The sequence below is a fragment of the Streptomyces sp. NPDC085481 genome, assembly GCF_044541845.1.
In the GTDB taxonomy this organism is placed as follows: Bacteria; Actinomycetota; Actinomycetes; order Streptomycetales; family Streptomycetaceae; genus Streptomyces.
The window spans coordinates 166,375-185,772 of sequence record NZ_JBITTJ010000014.1 but is presented as its reverse complement, the minus strand read 5'-3'; the positions used below and the strand labels follow the sequence as shown (position 1 = coordinate 185,772).

The following is a 19,398-nucleotide window of genomic DNA, read 5'->3' as shown; positions in this document are numbered from 1 at the left end:
GACATGACTCCCACGGCCCATCCCAACTCTCGTACCGCTACCGCCCGATACAAGAGGATTACGAGCCGCCTTGACCCCCGAACCGCGTGAGGAACTGTCCGAAAAGGCCGTCTTGCGCCGCTCCCTCCTCGCCGCCCGCGCCGAGCTGACCACCGAGGACACCACCCGCACCGCCGGGCTCCTCGCGCGGGCCGCCCTGGAGCTCGCCGAGCTGGCGGAGGCGAAGACGGTCGCCGCGTACGTCTCCGTGTGGCGCGAACCGGGCACGCGCGCGCTGCTCGACACGCTGCGCGAGCGGGGGGTACGGGTCCTGCTGCCGGTCCTGCTGCCCGACAACGACCTCGACTGGGCGCCGTACGAGGGGGCCGAGCGCCTCGCGAAGGCGGGCCGCGGGCTGCTCGAACCGGTCGGCGAACGGCTCGGGCCCGAGGCGGTGTGCGAGGCGGACGCGGTGCTCCTGCCGGGGCTCGCGGTCGACGAGCGCGGCATGCGGCTCGGACGGGGCGGCGGCTCGTACGACCGGGTCCTCGCCCGGCTCGTACGGGCGCAGGCGGATCCGGCGCTCGTGGTGCTGCTCTACGCGAACGAGGTGGTCGCGCGGGTCCCGGAGGAACCGCACGACCACCCCGTACACGCGGTGGTGACCCCGGACGGGGTCAGGCGCTTCGCGCCCTGATCCACTGCCTCACGGCTGGAGGGTCAGGGTGTCCTTGGCGGCGGTGTCGACCGCCGCCCTCCCGTAGGCCCAGTCGAGCAGCTCGCCCTTCGCCCACTTGTCCGTCTGGTCGGTGTAGTGGCTGTTGTAGGCGTGGCCGGAGGCGCCGGTGAGGTTTATCCAGCGGGACCTGTCCCAGTCGCCTACGTTGACCACCATCCGCATCGACGGCACCCAGATGACGTCGTAGCCGCCGGCCGCGTTCCAGCCGGTCGCGTCGACCGCGGCCTCGCCGCCGCCCAGGTTCCACGGGCCGCGGTTGAGCAGCGACTGCACGACGCCCGGGCCCGCGGTGCCGAGGGTCTGGTTCTTCAGGGTCAGCTGGTGCAGCCGGCCCCAGCTCCAGGTCGTGACGTCCTTGCCGAGCTTGGCCGTCAGCTCCCAGCGGGCGTCCTTCATGGCCTGCGCGAGCAGCTGGTCACGGGTCTCGGTGGGGGCGTTCAGGCGGTCGCCCGGGGTCTTCCACCAGTCGTTCTTCTCCTGCTTGAGGAGCGGGCGGACCACCTCGTACCAGCGGTCGCCGCCGTCCGGCTGCGCGGTGTCGGGGTCGCGCTCACCGCACTCGCGCACCAGCTTGTTCTGCTCGTCGACCGGCCCCGTGGCGTCGGCGGCGCGGACGTTGATGCACTCGCCCTCGACGCGCAGCTCCTTGGGCAGCTTGTCGCCGAAGCCGAGCTTGAGGACGTTGCGCCAGACCGCGTTGAAGTACGCGGCGGCCGCCGAGTCCGGCTCCTGGGTGTAGTCCCAGCCCTCGAGCAGCTTCTGCGCCTCGCGGACGTACGGATCGGAGATGTCGATCTTCAGCAGGAGCGGGTTGAGCAGGGTCGCGATCTCGCTGCGGTTGTCCATCTGCATGGTCTGCATGTCGTCCGGCGAGATCTTGCCGCCGTCCTTGGTCTTCGACTCGATGAGGTCGTTGATCCGCTGGCTGCGCGAGCCGTAGCCCCAGTCCCGGGTGAGGAGGTAGGGGTACTTCTTCTCGTCGATGACGGACTGGTTGGCGGTGACGATGTAGCCGCGCTTCGGGTCGTACTCGTAGGGCAGCTCGTCGAAGGGGATGTAGCCCTTCCAGTCGTACGAGGAGTCCCAGCCGGGTGCGGGCAGGGTGCCGTCGTAGCCCTTGGCGCGGACCGGGATCCGGCCGGGTGCCTGGTAGCCGATGTGGCCGGCGGTGTCGGCGTAGATCAGGTTCTGGGACGGGACCTCGAAGTGCTCGGCGGCGGCACGGAAGGTCTTGAAGTCCTTGGCGCGGTTGAGCTCGAAGACGGCGTCCATCGACTTGCCGGGCTGCAGGGCGGTCCAGCGCAGCGAGACGCCGTAGCCGGTGCCGCGGTCGGGGGCGGCGTTGCCCACGGGGGCCTTCTGGCCGACCTTCTCCAGGTCGGAGGAGCGGTCGGAGAGCAGCGGGCCGTTGTCGGTCGAGCGGATCGTGATCTTGCGGTCGCCGCCGCCCGCGACCTTGATGATCTCGTCGCGGACCGTGAACGGCTTGACCTTGCCGTCGACGACGTAGCCGTCATCGCCGACCTTCTCCAGATAGAGGTCGGTGACGTCGGCGCCGAGGTTGGTGAAGCCCCAGGCGATGGAGTCGTTGTGGCCGATGATCACGCCGGGCATGCCGGAGAAGGTGTAGCCGGCGACGTCGTAGCGGCAGGTGGCCGAGACCGAGCGGCAGTGCAGGCCCATCTGGTACCAGAGGGACGGCAGCATCGGCGCGAGGTGCGGGTCGTTGGCGAGCAGCGGCTTGCCGGACGTGGTGTAGTCGCCGCCGACGACCCAGGAGTTCGAGCCGATGCCGTTGCCGTTGGGGCCGAGCAGGGCCGGGATCCCGTCGAGCGCGTCGGAGAGCGCGGCGAGCTGGGACTGGGTGCCGGTCAGCGCGTCGGCGGCGCCACCGTTGGTGCGGGCACCGGAGCCGCCGGCCTTGGCGTCGGGGTCGAACTTCCCGGTGATCTTGTCGACGGCGCCCTGCGAGACGATCGGCTGGTGGAGCTCGTACGGGTACCCCGGGTAGAGGTCCTTGACCTGCTGGGCGGTCAGCCGGCTGGTCATCAGCGAGCGGTCGATCTCGTCCTGCATGTTGCCGCGCAGGTCCCAGGCCATCGCCTTGAGCCAGGCCACGGAGTCGACCGGGGTCCACGGCTCAATGGCGTAGTCGTTGGTGAAGGCCAGGGCCGCGTACTCGACGGAGACGTCGGCCGGGTCCCTGTCCTCGAGATAGGCGTTGACGCCCTCGGCGTAGGCCTGGAGGTTCTTCTTGGTCTCCGCCGACAGGACCTTGTCGTACTCCTGCTGCGCGACCCGGCGCCAGCCCAGCGTGCGCAGGAAGGCGTCGGTGTCGACCTGGCTCTTGCCGAACATCTCGGAGAGGCGGCCGGCCGTCATGTGGCGGCGCACGTCCATCTCGTAGAAGCGGTCCTGCGCCTGGACGTAGCCCTGGGCGCGGAAGAGGTCGGCCTCGTTGTCGGCGTAGATCTGCGGGATGCCGTTGGCGTCGCGCTTGACCTCGACCGGGCTGGAGAGCTTGTCGATCCGGATCGTGCCCGTGGTCTGCGGGAACGAGCTCCGGACGGTGCTGACGCCCCAGTAGCCGCCGTACCCGATGCCCGCGACCAGAGCGAGAACCAGGACGAGGACGATCAGGCGGGCACGCCGCCCCTTCTTCTTGGCGGGGGGCGCGGTCGTGTTGGAGGGCATCGCTGTCCTTCGAGGGGCAGGGTGGTCCTGGAGTACGGGAGCAACCTTAGGCGCAGCGTCCTCGGGGCCCGGACGCGGTGTCAGGAAGACCACCGCAAGACGACCGCAAGACGACCGCAGGACCACCGCAGGACGACCGCGCACATACGCACTGGTGTACGAGGAGGCGACAGGGAGACGTCAAGGAAACGTTAAAGATTAGGTAAGGTAACGAAGTGTCGGGTGCCGAAAGCGCTGGAGGAACGATCCGGCGGACGACCCCGACCGCACGCGAGGGAAGGAACGGCCACTGACTGTCCACCAGCTCAACGAACTCCTGCTCATCTGCTCGCTCGTGCTGCTCATCGCCGTGGCGGCGGTGCGGATCTCCTCCCGGAGCGGGCTCCCCAGCCTGCTGCTCTATCTCGGGATCGGGGTCGCCATCGGGCAGGACGGGATCGGCAACGTCGCCTTCGACAACGCCGAACTGACCCAGGTGATCGGCTATGCCGCACTTGTGGTGATCCTGGCCGAGGGTGGCCTGGGCACCAAGTGGAAGGAGATCAAACCCGCGTTGCCCGCGGCGGTCGTACTCTCGACCGTCGGCGTCGCGGTGAGCGTGGGCATCACGGCCGCGGGGGCGCATTACCTGGTCGGTCTGGAGTGGCAGCAGGCCCTCATCATCGGCGCCGTCGTCTCCTCGACCGACGCCGCCGCCGTCTTCTCCGTACTGCGCAAGGTGCCGCTGCCCGCCCGGGTCACCGGCGTCCTGGAGGCCGAGTCCGGATTCAACGACGCCCCCGTCGTCATCCTCGTCGTCGCCTTCTCCACCGTCGGCCACGTCGACGCCTGGTACGTCCTCGTCGGCGAGATCGCCCTCGAGCTCGCCATCGGCGCCGCGGTCGGCCTCGCCGTCGGCTTCCTCGGCGCCTACGGGCTGCGCCACGTCGCCCTGCCCGCCTCCGGCCTCTACCCGATCGCCGTCATGGCCATCGCCGTCGTCGCCTACGCCTCGGGCGCCATGGCCCACGGCTCCGGCTTCCTCGCCGTGTACCTGGCCTCGATGGTGCTCGGCAACGCCAAGCTGCCGCACGCCCCCGCCAACCGGGGCTTCGCCGAGGGACTCGGCTGGATCGCCCAGATCGGCATGTTCGTCCTGCTCGGCCTGCTCGTCACCCCGCACGAGCTCGTCAACGACTTCTGGCCGGCCATCGTCATCGGCCTCGTCCTCACCATGGTCGCGCGGCCCATGGAGGTCCTGGTCAGCCTCCTTCCCTTCCGTATCCCCTGGCAGGAGCAGGCCCTCATGTCCTGGGCCGGCCTGCGCGGAGCGGTCCCCATCATCCTGGCCACGATCCCGATGGTCTCCGGGATCGAGGGCAGCGAGCGGATCTTCAACATCGTCTTCGTCCTCGTCGTCGTCTACACCCTGGTCCAGGGCCCGACGCTGCCCTGGCTGGCCAGGGCCCTGGAGCTCGGGGACCCGTCCGAGGCCGCCGACCTGGGCGTCGAGTCCGCCCCGCTGGAGCGGCTGCGCGGCCATCTGCTCTCCGTCGCCATCCCGAAGGGCTCCCGGATGCACGGCGTCGAGGTCGCCGAGCTCCGCCTGCCCGCCGGTGCGGCCGTCACCCTGGTCGTCCGCGAGGAGAAGAGCTTCGTCCCCGGCCCCGCCACCGTCCTGCGCCAGGGCGACGAGCTCCTCGTGGTCGCCACCGACCCGGTACGGGACGCCACCGAGCGACGCCTGCGGGCGGTCGGCCAGGGCGGAAAGCTGGCCGGCTGGCTGGGCACCGGCGGCGCCACGGCCGTAACGCCCGAGAGCCCCCGCGGCCTCATCCACCTACCGCACCTGTGGCCGCCGAAGGAACCACGGAAGCGCTCCCCGAAGGGCCGTTCCGGTGGCTCGCCCTGAGGGCCCTCCAGGCGAACATCCGGTTAATCCGAGGCATTAATTCGGGTCCGAGGGCGTTTTCCCAGGCGGGAAGACGCCCTTCCCTGTACCATGAAGGCACACTTGATCGAACCAACTCTGCCTGACGCAGAGCTGGCGCGACCGTATGGCGGCCGCGGCGTCCTCGCAGTGGGGCCCGGTATCTACCGCAGTTCCGCGCATGAGGACAGCTCTCGGCGATACCCGCACCACCGTGCACGGGCCCGCTACCAGGCGGCAGAAAGGCATGGACCGTGGCGTCCACGGTCGTCTCTGAGAAGCGGCCCGGCTACGGCCGTCTGCTTCGCACCCCGGGAGCACTCTCCTTCCTGCTGCCCGGCTTCGCCGCCAGGCAGCCGTTCGCGATGCTGACCATCGGCATCGTCCTGCTCGTCCAGCACACCACCGGCTCCTACGGCAGCGCCGGCGCCGTCGCCGCCGTCACCGGCGTCTCGATGGCGCTGTTCGCCCCGCAGAGCGGCAAGCTCGCCGACCGCTTCGGCCAGCGGGCCGTCCTGATCCCCGGCGTGCTCGTGCACACCGCGTCCGTCTCCCTCCTCGTCGCCTTGGCCCTGGCCGGCGCCCCGATCTGGGCCCTGTTCCTCGCGGCCGTCCCCGCCGGCGCCTCGGTGCCGCAGGTCGGGCCCATGGTCCGGGCCCGCTGGGCCGCCAAGCTGGACGGCACGCCTCTGATGCCGACCGCCGCGGCCTTCGAGTCAGTGACGGACGAGTTCACCTTCGTCGTCGGCCCGGTCCTCGCCACCGCCCTGTGCACCGGGGTGCACCCGGCGGCCGGCCTGATCGCCGAGGCCGCGCTGACCCTGGTCGGCGGCCTGTTCTTCGCCGCCCAGCGCAGCACCCAGCCCGCCTTCGGCCTGACCGCCGCGGCCGGCCAGCCCGGCGCCCAGCCGCACCGCTCGGCCCTGTCCATCCCCGGCGTCCGCGTCCTCGCCATCGCCTTCCTGGGCATCGGCTCGGTCTTCGGCGGCATGCAGGTCTCACTCACCGCCTTCAGCGAGGAGATCGGCAACCCCGGCGCCAACGGTCTGCTGTACGGCATCTTCGCGGCCGGCAACATGCTCGCCGGTATCGCCATGGGCGCCGTCGCCTGGAAGATCGGCCCGCGTCGCCGCCTGACCCTCGGCTACGCCGGACTGACCGTCGCCGCCTCCCTTCTGTGGTCCGCGCACTCGGTCCTGCTGCTCGGCGCGCTCGGTCTGGTCGTGGGTCTGTGCATCGCCCCGGCCCTGATCACCGGCTACACGATCGTCGAGACCCTGGTCCCGGCCTCCGCCCGCACCGAGGCCTTCACCTGGCTGACCGGCGCCGTGGCGCTGGGCCAGGCCGCCGCCGTGACGGTCGCCGGCCGACTGGCCGACGCCCACGGCGCGAGCACGGGCTTCCTGGTGCCGATGGCGGGCACTCTGCTCGCTCTCGTCACCCTGCTCGCCCTGCGTTCGCGGCTCCAGCAGCACATCCCGAGCCGGGTCGCGGCACGTGGCATCGGTCACCGAGTGCCGGTGACGGTGGACTGAACCGGCGGAATACGTCACTATGGATCGTCGTTAGCACTCCATGAGTGTGAGTGCCAGGAGGAAGACAAGTGCCGACCTACCAGTACCAGTGCACCGAGTGTGGCGAGGGCCTCGAGGCGGTGCAGAAGTTCACGGATGACGCTCTGACCGAGTGCCCGAACTGCAAGGGACGCCTGAAGAAGGTGTTCTCGGCGGTCGGCATCGTCTTCAAGGGCTCCGGCTTCTACCGGAACGACAGCCGTGGCTCGTCGTCCAGCAGCTCGCCTGCGTCGTCGAAGCCCGCTTCGTCTTCGTCGTCGTCCTCCTCTTCGTCGTCCCCGGCTTCGTCCTCCTCGGACTCGAAGCCGGCGGCCTCGTCGAACTCCACCTCGGCGGCCTGACCCCCCTTTCTCCGACCGAATGCCCTGCCGCCCCGCGCGGCGGGGCATTCGTCGTCTCACGCCCGGGCCGTTCGTGCCTGCCGCGCCTCCGAGGCAGGCGGCTAGGGTGACCGCCATGGCGAACAAAAGGGCGAGCGAGACCGCCACCGACGCGGCGACCGACACGTACGCGGAGATCGGCGTGATCGGCGGCTCCGGCTTCTACTCCTTCCTGGACGATGTGACGGAGGTGTCGGTCGACACCCCCTACGGCAGCCCCAGCGACTCCCTCTTCCTCGGCGAGCTCGCCGGTCGGCGGGTCGCCTTCCTGCCCCGGCACGGTCGCGGCCACAGCGTGCCTCCGCACCGGATCAACTACCGCGCCAACCTCTGGGCCCTGCGCTCGGTGGGCGTCCGCCAGGTCCTCGGGCCGTGCGCGGTGGGCGGTCTGCGGGAGGAGCACGGGCCCGGCACCCTCGTCGTGCCCGACCAGCTGGTCGACCGGACGAAGACCCGTGCGCAGACCTACTTCGACGGGGAGCCCCGCCCGGACGGTGCCGTTCCGAACGTGGTCCACGTGACCTTCGCCGACCCGTACTGCCCCGACGGCCGCAGGGTGGCCCTCAAGGCCGCCCGGGGGCAGGGCTGGGAGCCGGTCGACGGCGGCACGATGGTCGTCATCGAAGGGCCCCGTTTCTCCACGCGCGCCGAGTCGCGCTGGCACGCGGCCGCGGGCTGGTCGGTGGTCGGCATGACCGGCCACCCCGAGGCCGTCCTCGCCCGGGAACTGGGACTCTGCTACACCTCCCTCGCACTGGTGACGGATCTGGACGCGGGCGCGGAGACGGGGGACGGCGTCTCGCACACCGAGGTACTGCGTGTGTTCGGCGAGAACGTGGGCCGGCTGCGGCATGTGCTCTTCGACGCGGTGAGCGCGCTCCCCGCGACGACCGACCGGGACTGCCTGTGCACCCAGGCCCACGACGGGTGGGACCTGGGGATCGAACTGCCCTGAGCCTCGGGCCGGGGTGAGGACCGCGCCGACGAGGACCGGACTGGCTCAAGCGTCCCCGACCTCGCCGCACGGCCGCAATCGCCCGCGGGGGTGAGGAAGTTGTCCACAACTGCCCGCCTGTCCACAGGCCCAAGCGGGATCGTCGCGAGAGCGGGATGGTGAGTGCGGTTCGCCGGACGGTCCGGCGGACGGCTCACGACAGGCGGTATCCGCGATGACCACTGACTCCTTCCTCCCCCACACCCCGTCCTCCGTGCCCGCGCCATGCGGAGTTCCGCAGTTCGATCCGCTGCGCGTGCGCGGCGGGAAGCTGCGGCTGCGAAGGGCCTTGCGGCGCAGGCGGCGGGCCCCCGCAGCGGTGCTGGCGATGACGGCCGCCGCGCTCGCGGCGACCGGCGCCGCCGGGGCCGACGACCTGGTCGCCCAGCCCCCGCCCCGGCCGGCGGTGCAGGAGCGGCAACGGCCGCCCGCGGTCCGGCTCGTGTCGGCTCCGGTGCGGATCGCGGACGCGGCCACGGTCCGACTGCTGCGCCCGGGCGACCGCGTGGACGTCATCGCAGGCCCCGACGCGTCGACCGGCGCGGGTGGCGAGGCACGCGTGGTGGCCTCGGGCGCCCGAGTGGCCGAAGTACCCAAGGCGGGTGAGACTCGTTCGGACGCTGGGGCGCTGGTCGTCCTCTCCGTTCCGCGGTCTACGGCGACGGTGCTCGCCGGTGCGGGCATCACGTCCCAACTGGCGGTGACACTGTGCTGATTCGCACTGACGGCCTGTCAAGTCACCGTCCCGTGTGTACGGATTGGACGCCCTTGCGCCGTTGGCGGCGTAATGGCTCCGCACACTGCACACACAACGAAGGGCACCACGGTGAGCGCGAACAAGGAAAGCGTGCTGGCGGGCTTCAAGGCCTTCCTCATGCGGGGCAATGTGATCGACCTGGCGGTCGCGGTCGTCATCGGTGCCGCGTTCACCAACATTGTGAACTCGGTCGTGAAGGGCATCATCAACCCGGTGGTCGGCGCCTTCGGCACGAAGAACCTGGAGAGCTACAAGTCCTGCATCAAGGACCCCTGCCAGATCGTGAACGGCGAGATGCAGGGCATTCAGCTCGAATGGGGTCTGGTCCTCAGCGCCGTCCTCAGCTTCGTGATCACGGCGGCTGTCGTCTACTTCCTCATGGTGCTGCCCATGGCCAAGGTGCTGGCCAAGCGCGTCGCTCACGACAGGGCGAAGGAAGGCGTCCAGGAGACCCTGGAGATCAGCGAGCTGGAGGTGCTCAAGCAGATCCGCGACACCCTCGTCGCCCAGCGGGGTCCGTCCTCCGGGGCCGGCACGGGGGCGCACCCCACCTCCTGACCGACGGCTCGCGTCGGCGTCAGAGGTGGTGCGGCGGCTTCTCGTCAAGGAAGCGCGCGAGGTCGGCAGCGCTGTCGCCGCCGGCCGGAGGCCGCTCGCCCCACCCGCGGTCCGTGTCGTCCGCGGACTGCTGGTCCAGCGGATCGTCGAAGATCAGTGCCGGCCTGGGTTGGGATTCGGGTACGGAGTCGGCCTGCTTCGCTGCTCGCGGTCCGTGGGCGGGGGCGGTGCTCATGCTTTCAGGGTACGCCGGGATCACCGCCCCGTACCCGCCTGATCAGCGGTCCTTCGGGTCGAGCAGCCACAGGCCGAGGACGACGAGGAAGGACAGGACGAGGAAGCCCGCCCCCCACCAGGCGGTGCCGGTGTCGCCGGCCATCCACTCGTCCACGACGATCGTCAGCCCCCACAACTGGCCGATGACCACGGTGAGGGCCAGGGTCAGGCGGGCGGTGAGCTTCGAGGAGCGTTCGGGCTCCTGCTCGGTTCCGGCGCCCGGGCCGGGACCGGTGTGGCGGATCCGCGGGTCGCCGTAGCCGCTGGTGGGGCGGATCTGGGGGTAGCGCTCGTGGACCGGGCGGTTGAGCCGCGGCTGGGCGCTGCCGGGGGTGTAGGCGGGCCGGGGCGGGAGGCTCGCCGGGGTCTCGGGCTGGTGGCCCGGGGCCGCCGGGTCCTTGGGGAACGGGGCGTCGGTCATGTCCGTCGGCTCCTCTCCAGCGTGCTGCCTGCGGCGACGCCCGGGCAGCCGAGGCGTTCGGCCAGGCCGGGGCGTTCCTCGCTGAGCTGGCGGCACAGACCCTCCTGGACGCTCTCGCCGGAGCGGGTGGTGCCGACGGCCCAGACGCTGCCGTCGGCGTCCTCCACCAGGAGCACCTTGGGCAGGGCGCGGGGCGGGGGGCCGGCGGTGACCTCTCCGGTACGGGCGTCGAAGACTCCCTCGTGGCAGGGGCAGTACAGCTCGCCCTCGCTCCCCCGGTCCTTGCGCCACAGCACGGCGCAGGCGAGGTGGGTGCAGACGGCGGAGTAGCCGGCGAGGGTGCCGTCCTCCAGGCGGACGGCGACCGCGCGGTCCTCCTCCTCGGGGTAACGGAACGCGAGCGACTCGCCGGGCAGGAGCTGGTCGGCGATCTTCTTGGCCTCGGGGGCTCCGTCGCTGTCGCCGTGGCGGTGCAGGATGCCGGAGGCGACGCCGATGCCGCCCACGGCCAGGCCGCCGGAGACGGTGGCGACGATCCGCAGGTAGTCGCGGCGGGTGGTGAGGGAGTCGGCGGAGATGCGGTCGCGCAGCGCGGCCTGGGCGGCGTCGGGTGCCTCGGTGCCGTTGTCCGGGGGCTGCTCGGTGAGGCTCATCGGACATCCACTCCGTTGACTTCGACGATGGGCAGGCCGCCGGGGACGGGCCACTGGACCTTGTCGGCGGGGACGACCATGGCCACGCCGGTGGAGATGGTGGTCGAGCCGAAGGTGAAGGAGTCGGCGACCTGGACGCCGGGGCGTTCGGCGCGGAGCTCGTCGAGGGTGCCGTAGAAGAGGGCGCCGGTGGGGCAGACGGTGGCACACATGGGGGCGAGGCCATAGGCGGTGCGGTCGTAGCAGAGGTTGCACTTCATCTGCAACTTCGCCTTGAGGTCGATCTTCGGGACACCGAAGGGGCAGGCGTTGACGCAGTTGGCGCAGCCGATGCAGCGGGTGGTGTCGGCCTGCTGGACGACGCCGTCGGCGGTTACCAGGATCGCGTCGGCGGGGCACACCTCGGCGCACGGGGCGACGGGGTCCTCGCAGTGCATGCAGACGGTGGGAAGGGAGGCGACGGAGTGCCCCTCGTCGGGGTAGTCGAGGTGGATCATCGACTTGCCGCGGTGCGAGTCGCATTCGCGGCAGGCGGAGACGCAGGCCTGGCAGCCGATGCAGCGGCCCGGGTCGATGAAGATCGTGCGGCCCATCATGTGCGGCGTCAGCTCCTCTCCGAGGTGCCACGGCCCTGGGGGGACGTGGGCGGCAGGGGGTCGTCGCGGGAGACCTGGGTCTCCGGGTAGGCGACGCGGCCGGGGGCGGTGGGCGGCGCGGGGACCTCGTCGATCCTTTCGGCGGCCTCGATGCGGGCGGCGCAGACCTTGTACTCGGGGATCTTGGACCGGGGGTCGAGGGCGTCGATGGTCAGCGCGTTGGCGGCGGTGGGCACGGGCCAGTGGTAGGGGACGAAGACGGTGTCGGGGCGGATCGCCTCGGTGACCAGGGCGGGGAAGACCTCGCTGCCGCGGCGGGTGACGACGCGGACCGGCTCGCCGTTGCGGAAGCCGTGGGAGGGGTGGACCTCGACCCAGGGTCGGGGCGTCTGCTCGACGAGGGCACCCAGGCGGCGGGTCTGGTTGCCGGAGAGGAAGTGGGCGACGGTCCGTCCGGTGGTGAGCGAGAGCGGGTACTCCTCGCTGTACGGGTCCATGGGTGGGTGCCATTCGACGACCTGCAGATGAATTTTGCCGTCGGGGTGGTAGGTCCGCCCGTCCTCGAAGAGGCGGGGGGTGCCGGGGTGGTCGGTGTCGGGGCAGGGCCAGGCGATGCCGCCGGTCTCCTCGAGCCGCTCGTAGGTGATGCCGTAGTAGTCGTTGACGGTTCCGGCGGAGGCCATGCGCAGCTCCTCGAAGACGGAGCGGGAGTCGGGGAAGTCGAACTTGTCGGCGGCGCCCAGCCGCCTGGCGAGTTCGCAGATCACCCAGGTGTCGGTGCGGACGCCGGCGGGCGGTTCCTGGGCCTTGTTGTGCTTGACGACCCGGGCCTCGGCGTTGGCCATCACGCCTTCGTCCTCGGCCCAGACGGTGACGGGGAAGACGACGTGCGCGTTGGCGGCAGTCTCGGAAAGGAAGAAGTCGAATTGGGCGTGGAACTGGGTGGCGTCGTACGCCTCCTTCACGGTCGCGTAGTTGGGGAGGGAGACGAAGGGGTTGTTGCAGATGCCGATGAGGCCGCGGATCTCGCGGCGCTGCATCTGCCAGACCATCTCCATCATGGAGGTGCCGGCGGGCGGGAGTTCGGACTCGTCGATGCCCCAGACCTCGCAGATCTGGCGGCGGTGTTCGGGGTTGGAGATGGAGCGGCCGCCGGGGAGCAGGTCGGACTTCTGGCCGTGTTCGCGGCCGCCCTGGCCGTTGCCCTGGCCGGTGATGGTGCCGTAGCCGGCGCCGGGGCGGCCGATGTTCCCGGTGGCGACGCACAGGTTGATGATCGTCAGGCAGTTCTCGACGCCCTGGGAATGGTGTTCCACACCGCGGGCGTGCCAGGCCATCGCCCTGTCTGCACCGGCGAACACGCGGGCGACCTGGACGATCTGCTCCTCCGGGACCCCACAGATCTCGGCGGAGCGGGCGGGCGGATAGTCGGCGACGGTCTTCTTCACCTCCTCCCAGCCGGTGGTGTGCGCGGCGAGGTAGGCCTCGTCGGTGAGGCCCTCGGCGACGACCACGTGGAGGACGGCGTTGAAGAAGGCGGAGTCGGTGCCGGGCTTGAGGGGGACGTGGATGTCGGCGGTGCGGGCGATGGCCGTCTCGCGCGGGTCGACGACGATCAGACTGGCGCCCCGGTCGCGGGCCCCCCAGAGGTACTGGGTCATCACCGGGAAGCACTCGCCGACGTTGGAGCCGGCGATGAGGAGGCAGTCGGTGAGGAGGATGTCGGAGAACGGGTTGCCGGCCCGGTCGATGCCGAAGGCGAGCTTGTTGGCTCCGGCGGCGGAGACCATGCACAGTCGGCCGTTGTAGTCGACGTGCCGGGTCTTCAGGGCGACCCGGGCGAACTTGCCGACCAGATAGGTCTTCTCGGAGTAGAGGCTGGCGCCGCCGAGCAAGCCGAAGGCGTCGTTGCCGTAGTCGGCCTGGATGCGGCGGATCTCGGAGACGGTGAAGTCGAGCGCCTCTTCCCAGCTCGCCTCACGGAAGGGCTCGTCGCGGCTGCGGCGCATGAGCGGGGAGGTGAGTCGGTCGGGGTGGTTGACCTGCTGGTAGGCATTGATGCCCTTGGGGCAGAGCCGCATCCGGTTGATGTCGTGGTTGCGGGGTTCGACGCCGAAGACCTTGCCCGCGTGGTCGACCCGGAGATACATGCCGCACTGCACGCCGCAGAAGCAGCAGTGGGTGGGGACGAGGGTTTCACCGTTCTGGTCGGCGTGCCAGCGGTCGGCGGGGATGCCTCCGGCATCGCGGAAGTTACGGGTGCCGGGCGGGGCGACGGACGGGTCAAGAGGCAGCGGGGAGGTCACTTGAAGCCCTTCTTGACGTGGGAGAGATAGGCGTTGCCCCGCAGGACGCGCTTGCAGCGGGGGCAGTACTCGGCCCATTCGTCGAAGTCGAGCTTCAGATCGCGCATGGTGCCCTGGAGGTTCTCGACATAGGGGGCGGTGTCGATGGGCTGCCCGCAGCGGCGGCAGGCGAGGAGACCGGAGCCGTCCACGCCGGCCGCCCCTTCCTTGCGGCGCGCCGTGTACTTGAACAGCTGCATGCCGACGGCGGCGGGCCGCTGGACGATGTGGAAGAACTTCCCGAAGGGGATGTAGATGAGGGTGAAGACCACCGACACCATGTGCAGGATCGCCAGGAACTCGTAGCCACCGCCGTGCAGGAAGATCGAGGAGAAGGTGAGCAGCATGCCGGTCACCGAGATCACGATGAGGGCGATCAGCGGGACCAGGTCGTAGGCGAAGCGCTGGCCGGTGATGGCCGTGCGGTCCTTCATACGGCGCCACAGGAAGTAGGAGGCGCCGGGGATGACGAGCACGGCGGCGATGTCCAGGCCGTGGAACATCAGCCAGCCGACGGCGTTCAACGAGTCGAAACCGAGGACCTTGAAGCCCCAGATCCGCATCTCGTAGCCCGGTCCCGAGCCGGTGGACGAGGTGAAGGTGAACCAGCCCCAGGTCAGCGGGAAGGTGATCAAGGCGGCGAGGATGCAGCCCCAGAACAGCAGCTGGTGGGCGGCCCAGCGGGCGTGGGAGCGGGCGCCGAGGAACTTCTGGAAGCCGAGGTAGGTGGCGATCATCTTCGGGAGGGCGGTGGGCGCCTTGCGGAAGTTGTCGGCGGAGAAGAAGGCACGCCAGCCCTGCCGGAACAGGCGCCGGGCACCCGGGGCGGAGACCCAGACGGTATAGCGGTAGGCGACGCCGAAGGCGAGGAACACGGTCGCCACCGCGTACGGAAGGAGGGCCGAGTCGAAGTCGCGCAGCAGCCGGCTGCCGAGGACGATCGCGACGATCAGGAGCACGGAGACGGCGACACCCGCGAGGGTCGCGCGGCGGCGAACCTGGGCGGGTGTCTGCGGCGGCGGGTCGACGAGGACGGACGGCATCTCGGCGGGGGCCCGCGGTGGCTCGGCAGGAGTCTTCGGTGGCTCGGCCGGGGCCTTCGGTGGCTCGGCGGGGGCCTTCGGTGGCTCGGTCACGCGGTCACCGTAGGGCGACTAGTTCATTTTTGTCCTGTTTTGCAATGCAGGGGGGTGACCGTGTCGCACGACGGCCCCGGGTCACTCACACGGCGTACAGGCCGTGGGCCTGGAACGCGGTGCGGGCCACGGCGACCTGCTGCGGAGTCGGTGAGGGGGTGTCGTGGAGGGTGAACGGCTTGGCGAGCGCTTGCCACTTCGCTTCACCGAGCTTGTGGAAGGGGAGGATGTCCACGCGGGAGACATTGCCGAGACCGGCGGCGAAGGCGGCGACTCCCTCGATGTTGGCGGGGTCGCCGGTGAGACCCGGGACGAGCACGAAGCGGACGTGAACCTCCTGGCCGAGGTCGGCGAGCCGGCGGGCGAAGTCCAGGGTCGGCTGCAGCGGCCGGCCGGTCACCTTCTTGTACGTGTCCGGGTCCCAGGACTTGATGTCGCGAAGGACCAGGTCGGTGTCGCGCAGCAGAGCCTCGGTCGCGCGGACGCCCAGGAAGCCCGCCGGTGGGTGGTGAGGCCGGGTAGTGGCCGGGCGCCGCGGGCGGCCGTCGGGCCGGTGGGTGGGGGCGGGTGGGGCCCTTCCGGCCGGTTGGGGGTGCGCGGCAGTGGAGTGGGGTGCACCGACTCCGGCTTGGCGGCGGGCGGCCGTCGTCCGGCGGGGCTTCAGGCCCGCTGGTCACCCCCGGTGGTGCATTCTCCGATCTCGCGCGCCGGGATGGGACGGCATGTCACTTGTGTGACGTGTGAGGCGACTTCGGGCCGTCCGGGGGCCGGGCGTGGAGAACGGGGTTTGCATTGCCTGCCGCTGCCAGGTGGGAACCCGTCGCTTCCGACCCCTACAGCCAGCCCGCTCCCCCAGCACCTCCGGTCAGCCACAGGCCGAAACCCTCACCCCCGGGACTGCAGTCACCCGCCAGCCACCCACGACCCGCCCCTCGCCTCCCGCAACCACCCGCACCCGCCCGCCCTCCCCTGGTGTCGTGCTCCCGTCGTCACCCCCGCGTCTGCTGTCCTGTGGGGCATGACGCAACCCTTGCTGCCGCTCACCGCACGCTCACGTGACGAGGCGCATCGCGCCGCCACACCGCTCGAGTTGTTCTTCGATCTCTGCTTCGTCGTCGCCGTCGCGCAGGCCGGGGCCGAGCTCGTGCATGCCGTCGCCGAGGGGCACGCCGGGTCCGGAATCGTCAATTACGCCATGGTCTTCTGGGCCATCTGGTGGGCTTGGATGAACTTCACCTGGTTCGCCTCCGCCTACGACAACGACGACGTCCTCTACCGCGTCGTCACCCTCGTCCAGATCGCCGGTGTCCTGATCCTCGCCGCCGGGGTCTCGCGCGCCTTCGAGGACCACGACTTCCTCATCGTCTACATCGGCTACCTCGTCATGCGGCTCGCCCTCTCCTCCCAGTGGCTGCGCGCCGCCCACCACGCCACCGACCCCGCCGAGCGCACCATGTGCCGCCGCTACGCGGGCGGCGTCGTCGCCTGCCAGGTCGGCTGGACGGCGCTCCTGTTCGTGCCCGAGGACGCGCGCCCGTGGGTGTTCCTCGTCATGGCCCTCGCCGAGATGAGCGTCCCCATGCTCGCCGAGCGGGACGTCACCACGCAGTGGCACCCCCACCACATCGCCGAGCGCTACGGCCTGTTCACGATCATCGTCCTCGGCGAGACGATCGCCGCGGCTACCGTCGCCGTGAAGTCGGGCGTCACCGAGAACGACGCCCTCGGCGAGGTCCTGCCGATCGCCGCCGGCGGGCTGCTCATCGTCTTCGCCGCCTGGTGGATCTACTTCGTCGTACCCGCCCACGACCGGCTCGCCTCCAACCGCCAGGGCTTCCTCTGGGGCTATGGCCACTACCTGATCTTCACCTCGGCCGCCGCGATCGGCGCAGGCATCGAGATCGCGGTCGAGCAGGCGGTCGGCAAGGCGCACATCTCCACGCTCGCCGCCTCCTCCGCCGTCACCATCCCGACGGCCGTCTTCCTCCTGTGCGTGTGGCTGCTGCACGCCCGGTACTTCAAGGTGGGCATCGCCCAGCAGTCCGTACTTCCGGTCTCCTCCCTCGCGATCCTCATGTGTACGTTCGCCGGGCACTGGGCCGTCTTCGCGGCCGGTCTCGTCGCCGCCGCGACGGTGGCGGTCGGCGTGACGCTCACGACGAGGAACCCGGCCACGCGGCGGGGCGCGTGAGCATCGCGGCGTGCGGTATGGGGTGAGCGCGGTGGGCTGCGTGGGGGTGGTTTGTGCGGGGGTGGTTTGTGCGGGACCGCCCGTGCGGGCGTGAGCGTGACCGCCCGTACGGGACCGCGTGAGCGTGACCGCCCGGGCGCCGCGGCCCGTACGGGCCGCGGCAGCGGGGGGCCGCCTGTCCGCGGGGCCGCCCCCGTCGTACCGCCGGAGTGGCGACGCCCGCTGGGCGGGTCGTTCGTGTCGTCGCGCTCGAACCGCACCGCCCTGACCGCTCCACCCGCGACCGCCGCACCCGCCTGCGCCGGAATGCGGCGCATGATCCTCCGCCTCCTCGGTCCGCTCGCCCTGTACGACGCCTCCGGCGACCCGCTCCCCCCGCTCGGCGCCCCGCGGGTTCGCGCGCTGCTCGTGCTGCTCGCGCTCGACGCGGGGCGGACCGTCGCCGCCGAGCGGCTCGTCGACGCGCTGTACGGCGACGAGCCCCCGGCCGGCGCCGCCAACGCCCTCCAGTCGCAGGTGTCGCGACTGCGCCGGGCCCTGCCGGAGGGCGTGGCGGTGGAGCACTCGCCGGCCGGGTACCGGCTGACCGGTGCCGAGCCCGAAGGGCGCGATGGGGACCTTCACCCGCACCCTCGCGAACGTCGTCGGCGCCCGCCGCATCAACGTCAACACCGTCGCCCCCGGCCCCACCCGGACCGCCGCCCTCACGGCCGCGCTCAGCGCCATGCCGCAGCTGGAGGAGATGCTGATCGGCGGCCAGGCACTGCCCTGGGTCGGTCAGCCCGAGGACATCGCCGACCCGGTCGCCTTCCTCGCCTCCCGGGACGGCCGCTGGATCACCGGCACCGTGGTCGACGCCTCGGGCGGCACCTACCTCGGCCCCAAGCGCTGAGCGACGCACTCGCCCTGGCCCTCGGCCGCGCCGGCCGCGACCGGTTCTCCCGCTCCCTCGCTCTCGCCCTCCCCCCTCACCCAACCCCCGTGGTACCCAGGAGGCATGACCAAGCACCAGCAGCACGACGCACTCACCGACGTGGCCGGCCTTCGGGTCGGTCACGCGGGTGTGCGGGGGGCGGGCGCGCGCTCCGGTACCACCGTCGTCCTCGGCCCGGAGGGCGGGGTCGTGGCCGGCGTCGACGTACGGGGCGGCGGGCCCGGCACGCGGGAGACGGACGCGCTCGATCCCCGTAACGTCGTCCAGCGGATCGACGCCGTGGTCCTGACCGGCGGCAGCGCGTACGGCCTCGACGCCGCGGCCGGCGTGATGGCCTGGCTGGAGGAGCAGCGGCGCGGGGTGCGGGTCGGGCCCGATCCGGCGCATGTGGTGCCGGTGGTTCCCGCCGCCTGCGTCTTCGACCTCGGCCGGGGCGGCGACTTCTCGGCCCGTCCCGACGCCTCCACCGGCCGCGCCGCGGTCGAGGCGGCCGCCGCGACCGACGCTCACGCGCCGGTGGAGACGGGTGCCGTGGGCGCGGGGACCGGGGCGGTCGTCGGCGGGCTGAGGGGCGGAGTGGGGACGGCGAGCACCGTTCTCGAGTCGGGGATCACCGTCGGGGCCCTGGTCGTCGTCAACGCGGTCGGTTCGGCCGTCGATCCGGAGACGGGCGTTCCGTACGGGAGCCACTTCGCCGGCGGCCGCCCCGCCTACCCCGACCCCGCCGTCCACGAGGCCGCGCGGCGCCGGCTCGACGAGGCCCGGGCGAAGCTCGCCCCGCCGCCCATGAACACCACGCTGGCGGTGGTCGCCACCGACGCGGTGCTGACCCGCGCACAGGCGCAGAAGCTCGCGGGGACGGCGCACGACGGCATCGCGCGCGCCGTCCGCCCGGTGCATCTCCTCAACGACGGCGACACCGTCTTCGCCCTCGCGACCGGCGAGCGCGAACTGCCTTCCGAAGCCGGACCGCTCGCCCTCAACGACGTCCTCGCGGCGGGCGCGGACACCGTGACGCGTGCCATCGTCCAGGCCGTTCTCGCGCCGGCCGCCGGGTTCTCGGGGCCGGGCGGCGAGTACCCCTCCTACCGCGAGCTGTACGGGGAGGCGTAGGGGAGGCGGACGGCGACGTGTCGTGTGGCTGGCCCGTTCTGCCGACTCCCGGTATACCAAAGGGAGTTGGGTGATTCGCGTGGGGGCGCGGGAACTCGCCATGCGCCCCTGTTCGTTTTCCCGAACGCCGGACACGATGTCAGAGCCAG

At 71.3% G+C, this 19,398-nt stretch carries 18 protein-coding genes and 1 pseudogene; 11 read left to right on the top strand and 8 right to left on the bottom strand.

Annotated features, from left to right (window positions below):
- Positions 1-70: 70 nt before the first annotated feature.
- Complete coding sequence (locus ACIGEZ_RS27075; protein ID WP_399835671.1) at positions 71-676, top strand: 5-formyltetrahydrofolate cyclo-ligase; 606 nt, start codon at positions 71-73, stop codon at positions 674-676.
- Positions 677-685: 9 nt separating this feature from the next.
- Here the strand turns inward: ACIGEZ_RS27075 and ACIGEZ_RS27070 are convergent, their stop codons facing one another.
- The gene (locus tag ACIGEZ_RS27070; RefSeq protein ID WP_399835667.1) at positions 686-3,412 is read right to left on the bottom strand and encodes a penicillin acylase family protein; all 2,727 of its coding nucleotides are present in this window, start codon (positions 3,410-3,412) and stop codon (positions 686-688) included.
- A gap of 334 nt (positions 3,413-3,746) precedes the next feature.
- Here ACIGEZ_RS27070 and ACIGEZ_RS27065 point away from each other — a divergent pair, with 334 nt between their 5' ends.
- From ACIGEZ_RS27065 to mscL, 6 genes are all read left to right on the top strand, one after another.
- Positions 3,747-5,303, top strand: coding sequence for a potassium/proton antiporter (locus tag ACIGEZ_RS27065; RefSeq protein ID WP_399835664.1), 1,557 nt, complete (start codon positions 3,747-3,749; stop codon positions 5,301-5,303).
- A gap of 272 nt (positions 5,304-5,575) precedes the next feature.
- On the top strand, positions 5,576-6,856 hold the full coding sequence (locus ACIGEZ_RS27060; protein ID WP_399835662.1) for an MFS transporter: 1,281 nt from the start codon (positions 5,576-5,578) through the stop codon (positions 6,854-6,856).
- A 68-nt stretch (positions 6,857-6,924) separates the two neighbouring features.
- The gene (locus ACIGEZ_RS27055) at positions 6,925-7,236 is read left to right on the top strand and encodes an FmdB family zinc ribbon protein (RefSeq protein WP_399835660.1); all 312 of its coding nucleotides are present in this window, start codon (positions 6,925-6,927) and stop codon (positions 7,234-7,236) included.
- 115 nt (positions 7,237-7,351) lie between these two features.
- A complete protein-coding gene (locus ACIGEZ_RS27050; protein ID WP_399835657.1) occupies positions 7,352-8,230 on the top strand; it encodes an S-methyl-5'-thioadenosine phosphorylase in 879 nt (292 codons plus the stop codon).
- 214 nt (positions 8,231-8,444) lie between these two features.
- A complete protein-coding gene (locus ACIGEZ_RS27045) occupies positions 8,445-8,984 on the top strand; it encodes a hypothetical protein (protein ID WP_399835654.1) in 540 nt (179 codons plus the stop codon).
- Between the two features lie 111 nt (positions 8,985-9,095).
- Complete coding sequence (mscL, locus tag ACIGEZ_RS27040) at positions 9,096-9,584, top strand: large conductance mechanosensitive channel protein MscL (RefSeq protein ID WP_399835651.1); 489 nt, start codon at positions 9,096-9,098, stop codon at positions 9,582-9,584.
- A gap of 19 nt (positions 9,585-9,603) precedes the next feature.
- Here mscL and ACIGEZ_RS27035 read toward each other — a convergent pair whose 3' ends face one another.
- From ACIGEZ_RS27035 to ACIGEZ_RS27005, 7 genes are all read right to left on the bottom strand, one after another.
- Positions 9,604-9,819: a hypothetical protein gene (locus tag ACIGEZ_RS27035; RefSeq protein ID WP_399835648.1), complete on the bottom strand. Its 216-nt coding sequence runs from the start codon at positions 9,817-9,819 to the stop codon at positions 9,604-9,606.
- A 42-nt stretch (positions 9,820-9,861) separates the two neighbouring features.
- Complete coding sequence (locus tag ACIGEZ_RS27030; RefSeq protein WP_399835645.1) at positions 9,862-10,281, bottom strand: hypothetical protein; 420 nt, start codon at positions 10,279-10,281, stop codon at positions 9,862-9,864.
- Positions 10,278-10,934 carry a Rieske (2Fe-2S) protein gene (locus ACIGEZ_RS27025; RefSeq protein ID WP_399835642.1) on the bottom strand — a complete coding sequence of 219 codons (657 nt, stop codon included), beginning with the start codon at positions 10,932-10,934 and terminating at the stop codon, positions 10,278-10,280. The genes ACIGEZ_RS27030 and ACIGEZ_RS27025 overlap by 4 nt, the downstream gene beginning before the upstream one ends.
- Entirely contained in the window at positions 10,931-11,530 is a 600-nt protein-coding gene (locus ACIGEZ_RS27020) for a 4Fe-4S dicluster domain-containing protein (protein WP_399835640.1), read from the bottom strand. The genes ACIGEZ_RS27025 and ACIGEZ_RS27020 overlap by 4 nt, the downstream gene beginning before the upstream one ends.
- Positions 11,531-11,538: 8 nt before the next feature.
- A complete protein-coding gene (locus ACIGEZ_RS27015; protein WP_399835637.1) occupies positions 11,539-13,836 on the bottom strand; it encodes a molybdopterin oxidoreductase family protein in 2,298 nt (765 codons plus the stop codon).
- Complete coding sequence (locus ACIGEZ_RS27010) at positions 13,833-15,011, bottom strand: MFS transporter (protein WP_399835635.1); 1,179 nt, start codon at positions 15,009-15,011, stop codon at positions 13,833-13,835. Before ACIGEZ_RS27010 ends, ACIGEZ_RS27015 begins: the two co-directional genes overlap by 4 nt.
- Before the next feature lie 85 nt (positions 15,012-15,096).
- Positions 15,097-15,411: a hypothetical protein gene (locus tag ACIGEZ_RS27005; RefSeq protein WP_399835633.1), complete on the bottom strand. Its 315-nt coding sequence runs from the start codon at positions 15,409-15,411 to the stop codon at positions 15,097-15,099.
- Between the two features lie 618 nt (positions 15,412-16,029).
- Between ACIGEZ_RS27005 and ACIGEZ_RS27000 the strand changes: the two genes are divergently transcribed.
- From ACIGEZ_RS27000 to ACIGEZ_RS26985, 4 genes and pseudogenes are all read left to right on the top strand, one after another.
- The gene (locus tag ACIGEZ_RS27000) at positions 16,030-17,202 is read left to right on the top strand and encodes a low temperature requirement protein A (RefSeq protein WP_399835630.1); all 1,173 of its coding nucleotides are present in this window, start codon (positions 16,030-16,032) and stop codon (positions 17,200-17,202) included.
- Between the two features lie 306 nt (positions 17,203-17,508).
- A pseudogene (locus ACIGEZ_RS26995) lies at positions 17,509-17,736 on the top strand (winged helix-turn-helix domain-containing protein); the annotation flags it as partial.
- 55 nt (positions 17,737-17,791) lie between these two features.
- Positions 17,792-18,094, top strand: a complete 303-nt coding sequence (locus ACIGEZ_RS26990) for an SDR family oxidoreductase (RefSeq protein WP_399835627.1) — start codon at positions 17,792-17,794, stop codon at positions 18,092-18,094.
- A 105-nt stretch (positions 18,095-18,199) separates the two neighbouring features.
- Positions 18,200-19,249: a P1 family peptidase gene (locus ACIGEZ_RS26985; RefSeq protein WP_399835624.1), complete on the top strand. Its 1,050-nt coding sequence runs from the start codon at positions 18,200-18,202 to the stop codon at positions 19,247-19,249.
- Positions 19,250-19,398 lie beyond the last annotated feature (149 nt).